Source organism: Pseudoalteromonas piscicida (genome assembly GCF_002744175.1).
Classification (GTDB): Bacteria; Pseudomonadota; Gammaproteobacteria; order Enterobacterales; family Alteromonadaceae; genus Pseudoalteromonas; species Pseudoalteromonas piscicida_B.
Genome location: NZ_NKHF01000206.1, coordinates 1 through 202, shown reverse-complemented (window position 1 = coordinate 202; position 202 = coordinate 1). Strand labels below are relative to the sequence as shown.

The following is a 202-nucleotide window of genomic DNA, read 5'->3' as shown; positions in this document are numbered from 1 at the left end:
GTTGAAACCGCAAAGGCAAATGACGGGTGCACATGCCAGTGCGATACTTTATAGCCTTGTTGAAACCGCAAAGGCAAATGACCTTGTAGTGCATGATTATATTTCTACTTGCTTACAGCACCTAGCTGAGCAGCCTGATGATCTTGACTCGCTGTTACCTTGGAACATTAAACAAGCTAGGTGTCGTTAGCTAGACTCTTAC

At 44.6% G+C, this 202-nt stretch carries 1 protein-coding gene; it reads left to right on the top strand.

What is annotated here, in order from left to right; genetic code table 11:
- Positions 1–190, top strand: a 190-nt coding sequence (locus tag CEX98_RS22480) for a transposase domain-containing protein (RefSeq protein ID WP_143484406.1), incomplete at its 5' end; no start/stop codon positions are given.
- Positions 191–202: the final 12 nt, after the last annotated feature.